Annotated in this window: 3 protein-coding genes; all 3 read left to right on the forward strand. The window is 52.2% G+C overall.

Features of this window, described 5'->3' with window-relative positions:
* Positions 1-730 precede the first annotated feature (730 nt).
* The 3 genes from F1593_RS26995 (at position 731) to F1593_RS27005 (ending at position 5,835) form a co-directional block, all read left to right on the forward strand.
* Entirely contained in the window at positions 731-2,263 is a 1,533-nt protein-coding gene (locus F1593_RS26995) for a S53 family peptidase (protein WP_149404656.1), read from the forward strand.
* Positions 2,264-2,569: 306 nt separating this feature from the next.
* The gene (locus F1593_RS27000; RefSeq protein WP_149404657.1) at positions 2,570-3,820 is read left to right on the forward strand and encodes a hybrid sensor histidine kinase/response regulator; all 1,251 of its coding nucleotides are present in this window, start codon (positions 2,570-2,572) and stop codon (positions 3,818-3,820) included.
* 728 nt (positions 3,821-4,548) lie between these two features.
* Positions 4,549-5,835 carry a glycosyltransferase family protein gene (locus tag F1593_RS27005; RefSeq protein ID WP_172632497.1) on the forward strand — a complete coding sequence of 429 codons (1,287 nt, stop codon included), beginning with the start codon at positions 4,549-4,551 and terminating at the stop codon, positions 5,833-5,835.
* Positions 5,836-6,102: the final 267 nt, after the last annotated feature.

Raw genomic sequence — 6,102 nt, forward strand, 5'->3', positions numbered from 1 at the left:
CTCATCCTTTTTCGTCCTTTCTTGCTCAGCTTATCGCTTTTCTTGTTCAGCTTTTTTGCGGACAACCTGAACAGGTACGATGAGGGCACTCACGCTCAGGTCTCGATGACGGAAAACCATACACCCTGCCTGCTGACGGAGTCTGGGTACGGATCCTGGCGTGCTTGCAAGCGTTTTTTTGGGTGCACTACCCTACCGCTTCATGAAGAGGAATGAAGGCGAGAGGAGCCATCCGTAGATGCCACCCTTCACGGGTGGAGGGCCACGACCCTCTCGCACTGGCTCTCCTTCCCGCCTGCTCTGGTGCAGCTTTGGGGCGCAATGGCCATTCCCCTCCACCCGTGAAGGGTGGCATCTACGGATGCATCGGCATTCCCCATTCTCCTTATTGAAGCGGTATTGGGGTGCACTCCCTCTTCAGATGGCAGCTGCACCCCGGTGCTGTCAACAAAGGGTGCCTCCTTTTTCTCTGGGTTGTCTTCCTCTTTCCCCTCATTTGTTGGAGTAGGTGGCGCTGCGTGTCGCGCCTACGTTTTTCTATATTTCATACTATTTCATAAATTGGAGTTTGAGATGTATTGCGGGCATTGTTGAAAGATCGTTCTTTCGGTGGATGTCATTATATATTGTTCGATCTATACTTCTCGAGAGGATCACTGGCATGATGCCAGTAGGGCATCTATCGAGCACTGAGTGATAACGATGAATTGGACTGTTGGGGGTAGAGATCGTGAAAAAATCAGTTCGCACATTTCTGATGCTGGTCGTTATGCTATCCATTTCAGCCGGTTGGTTACTGGCGGGACTGCTCCTTTTGAGCATCCCTGCCAGAGCATCTGGGCTGGTTCAGCACGGTCTACCGCTTACCTCCGCCCCGGTCCCGGTAAAGATACATCTCCAGCAGCCTGTATCGTCGGTGCATGCTATTCCTTACTATAAAGATGCTATCCCGGCGCTTCTGGGACGGCCCGCCTGTCTGTCTAGCGTCAAGGTCCCTCGCTGTTACTCGCCTGCTCAAATTCGGGAGGCATATCATATCGCCCCGTTACTCAAAGCTGGTATTACCGGCAAAGGACAAACAATCGTCATTATCGACTTCTTTCAAAGTCCCAATCTTCGCCATGATCTGCATCTTTTTGATCAGCTCTTTGGATTACCCGATCCCGTCCTCACGATCCACGCGCCCAATGGTTTGGTGCCCTTTGATCCCAAAGATCCAGCGCAGGTGATCAGCGCCGATGAGATCAATCTGGATGTGGAATGGGCCCACGCTATCGCGCCCGCCGCCAGGATTGATCTGGTGCTCAGTCGCACTCAAAGCTATGGGGATCTCTATAACGCCACCCGGTACGCTATTCAGCAGAACAGGGGCGGCGTGCTCTCGCAGAGCTTTGGTTTTCCCGAAACGGGTGCCCCGGAGGGGGCGGTGGAAAAGGAACATGCCCTCTTTGTCCAGGCTCGTGCTCGTGGTATCACTGTCTTCGCCTCATCGGGTGACCGGGGAGTCGTGGAACCTATTTATATCGGCACTCCCAAGAAAGTTGTCGCTATTGCTCCCGGCGTTGAATATCCAGCCAGCGATCCGCTCGTCACCAGTGTTGGCGGAACTACACTGGACATCCTCATGAATGGACGAGGATCCAAAGAGACTGTATGGAGTAATAGATATGGAGCGACCGGAGGAGGATTCAGCCGTATCTTTGCGCGGCCTGGATATCAGAAGAACTTTGCTCGTACGATTGGTCCCACGCGTGGCATACCGGACGTCGCCTATAATGCAGATCCCACTGTAGGTTTCCCGGTCGTCGTCACTATCGTTAAAGGCAAAACCTTGATTGTTCCTATCGGAGGTACCAGTGCTGGCACACCTCAATGGGCCGCTCTGGTCGCGCTCGGCAATCAGCTTGCCGGGAGACGGCTTGGCTTCATTAATCCCATCCTCTATCAGCTCGTTGAAGGGCCGACCTATCATCGAGTATTGCGCGACATCACCGTTGGTAACAACGACTTCATCCTTGCTCTGCTGGGTATGATGCTGCGCGTCCCTGGCTATGCTGCCGCGCCAGGCTGGGATGCCACCACCGGACTCGGCACGCCCATCGCCACACCACTCATCAAGCTCCTCGCCTCCCTGCTCGGTATCCCACGCAACGTTCCCTCATCCAGTTTCGGTTACAGGTACCGCCCGCCCCTTACTTATTATCGCCACACCTGCCACAAACGGTTTCATCACCGCCATTGTCATCCATGCGCATGTCGCTAATGATCCATTTCTGAAGACCCGATCCTTTGCGGTCGGGCTTTATTCTTTCTCTCTGCACTCTCTATTTAAACGCTACCAGGGTAGTTGAGTCTAAATCATTGGCAAAACAGTACTTTTGATGAGAGGAAAAATAGTTAGGATGGCACTGCGCCGGGACAGGCAAGCGTGTGCCTTTGATTTTAAGCAAGCATCGGGGCGGATAAAAGAGGTAGAAGGAAGAATATATCTATTGAGGAGAAAATTTAACGAAACAAATTAATCCCGTCTTTCGTATTATATAAAAACGGCTAGGATAGGCTTGGTACTATGGATGAAGAAAACAACGTTTCACCAATTTTGATTGTCGATGATGATCCTTCTCTCTTGCAGGCTTTGCCGCAAGTGGTTGATTTGCGTATGAAGGATGTGCAGGTTGAGACGGCCGAGTCGGCTCAGCAGGCGTTGGCATTGATCAAAGAACATGACTATGATGCGATTGTGAGCGATGTTAAAATGCCGGGTATGGATGGCATTGAACTGTTGACACTGATCCATGAGGTTCGGCCTGATACTCCAGTGGTGTTGATTACCGGCCATGGAGATCATGGATTGGCTATCAAGGCGATCCGTGGCGGGGCCTACGATTATATCCTTAAACCAATTGATCGCGATGCGTTTGTGAACTCGCTACAACGCGCAATGCAGACTCGCCAGTTGCGGCGGAAAGTGACGGAACAGCAGTTGGCGCTGGCTCTGCATGCTAAAACGCTTGAACGCCTGGTTGAGCGGCGCACGAGTGAACTGGTCACGGCCAATGCTACCAAAGATAAATTCCTGAATATTGTGTCGCAGGAACTGAAGTCTCCACTCTTGAATATCAAAGGAATGACGCAGTTGATGCGCCGACAACTTGAACGCGGAGATGCCACGACGATGGTCCATCAGGGACTGGTGGATATGGAGCGTTCGATCGCGCGTACCGAGTTGTTGATCGAGGATCTGCTGGATATCTCCCTGATGGAGACGAATCTCTTTGTGCTCAAACGGCAACGTACCGATCTGGTTGAACTCTGCCGGACGTTATTGGATGAATATACAAGTCGCTCAATCCTGACGCTCCATGGTGAGCTTATTGGTGCTCCGCTTGAGGCCGATATTGATCGTAATCGTTTCACACAGGTTATGATCAATTTGCTCTCGAATGCGCGTAAGTTCTCATCGCCGGGCGCACCGATTACGATTACAGTCCAACAATCCGGCTATGAGGTGATCGTGTCCGTCCACGATGTAGGTATTGGTATGCCTGAAGAGGAACTCCCACATATCTTTGAGCAGTTTTATCGCGCGCCCAATGTTGCGGTACAATCTGGCGCGCGCACCGGGCTGGGATTGGGACTCTTTATCGCGAAAAAGATTGTGGAGCGCCACGGTGGACATATTGAGGTGCAGACGGTACCCGGACAGGGCAGTATTTTCAGCATCGTCCTGCCACTTTCTGTCGATCCGAGCAGTGAGCAGGACGCAATCATACCCGAGGGTGCTCATACCCAGGCCGTCTGGACCATTACTACCCATTAATGCCTACCAACATAGTGCTCTGACAAAGTTCATTTGAAGGGACCAGAGCGGGGATGCAAGGGGCGGCAGCCCCATAGGTGCGAACGTAAGCGGGATTGTTAAGGGTGCAACCCTTAACCTGGGGTTCGGGGCTGTGCCCCGATCTCTCACCTCCCTCTCGCCGCCGCGCGCGGCGGCGAAGAAAAGAAGAAAAAGGGGTATTTGGGGACACCCCAAACCCCGGCAAAGGGCTGGCCGCCCTTTGCAATCCCGCTTGTAAAGCCTTACGTTCGCACCTATGGGGCGGCAGCCCCTTGACTGGGGGCTTGGGGGCTGTGCCCCCAATTTTTTCCCTCTCCACTGCCGCCGAAGGCGGCGTTTCAAATGAAGCTTGACAGAGCAGTAGGTGCGAAAACGCATGCACAGAGACCGTGGAGACCACGGGAGACTGACACGCTCTGTGTGAAAAATCATATAGCCTGGTTGGGATGGAGCATGTCTCTGGCAGATACGTATCGAGAATCGTTACTAGGCTTTCACTTCACACGTCTTGAGTATAGCAAGCTCGGATGTGGTATGCTGTTCGAGATTAGAGCACACCACGAAAATCTCAGCCAATGACACATTATGAGAGGATGTATACTCCTTTGCTGCATAAAGAGATTAAGCGAGGAAACACGCAGAAATCAATACTATCAACCAACCAAATACTTTCCATAGAGACGCTTCAAAATCCATGGTTTGCTACATTGATAGCATTCCTTTTATTTGTGGTCGGAGCCGCGCAAAGCATCTGGGCCACCACTGACCCTGCTCGTTATCAATGCTATGCTCTGACCTTCTGGTTAGGGAGTCAGGCGACGCATCTCTTACCCAGTACCCAATGTCAATTCTTGATCATAAAACAGGTCTATAGTGCTTTTCAGATGTTACCACAGGAATATCCACCACTGACCCTGACGGTCTTTTCGTTGCCGCTCTTCCTCCCTTTAACGTGGTATCAAGCGACTTTTGCCTTCATCATGGCGGCGCTTGTTCTCTACACCTACTTTGTGATTCGCCGCGAAGGACTGAAAGGGAGCGCGGAAACCTATATTTTCTATATGGTTGTGGGAGGGTGCGCGCTCGTTACGGTGCGCTATGATTTGCTGCCTGCCGTGCTTACTTTACTGAGCGTTATCGCGGCCCGCAAACGTCGCTGGACCACCGCCTATATTGCCCTTGCCTTCGGTGTCCTGCTCAAAATCTATCCACTCCTGCTGGCCCCGGTCCTCTTTATCGCTGAGCAACAGAGTCAGCAGGGTATGCAATGTCCAACGGATGGGCGTATCTCCAGAACACCACAACAACTCTGGCGTACGCTACAGAGCTGTTTTCGCTGGCAATGGCGCAACGGCCTGCTTTTCAGCGCGATCATCATCGCCGTGACCGCTTTATTCGCGCTGGCCGATTTTCAAAATGCCGTTGTCAGCCAACTCTATTACTTCCTGAAACGGCCCATACAAAGTGAATCGCTGGCCGCCAGTCTGTTCTGGGTCGCGCATTTGGGAGGATTATCCTGGCAGATCGTCTATGACTACGGCTCGGTCAACATCTACACCAGTATCAGTAGTATCGTCTCGCCGCTCATGACCGTCCTCTTTGTCTTTGGAGTGATTGCTATCTTCTGGCTCCAATGGCAACGACGATTGGATATGACCCAGACCGTCATCGCCCTTACCCTCCTCTTCATCACCACCGGCAAAGTCTTCAGTCCCCAATATCTCATCTGGCTTATCCCCCTTCTGGCCTATTCTGGAGCCTTTAACCGCTTCTGGCTCATCATCTGGGGAACCATCTCTCTCTTAACCACCCTTATCTACGCCATTTTCTACTCGCAAATCATCGACTCGCAGCATATCAAAATACCCGCTGGCTTCTTTGCTGTCTCCTCGCTTCGTAACTTCCTGCTGGCCTATCTCCTGCTGGCCTACCTCTTCAACTGGCACCAGGCGCGCCGTTGCACCCGCGAAAAACGCTCCATGTTCATCCCCTAGAGGCCACCCTTTAGGGGCAATAGCGCTTAAGCAAGGAGAATCATGAAGGGAATGGTAGTGCGGCCCGACGTCCACCTACTCCAACAAATGAATGGAAAGAGGGAGCATGGGGAACGCCGATGCATCCGTAGGAGCCACCCTTCAGAACTTATCCGAAAACGTGGAAGGAGATGATAGAATCAAGAACAAGGAAAGGAACACGAATCCCCCAAGCAAAGGAGAAACCAAGATGGCCCGAACCAAACCGTGGGAAGTCAGTGACCAATT

It is taken from the genome of Dictyobacter arantiisoli (genome assembly GCF_008326305.1).
Taxonomy (GTDB): Bacteria; Chloroflexota; Ktedonobacteria; order Ktedonobacterales; family Ktedonobacteraceae; genus Dictyobacter; species Dictyobacter arantiisoli.

Coding starts and splice junctions, on each gene's coding strand:
- F1593_RS27000 (WP_149404657.1), top strand. CDS start 2,570: ATGGATGAAGAAAACAACGTTTCACCAATTTTGATTGTCGATGATGAT.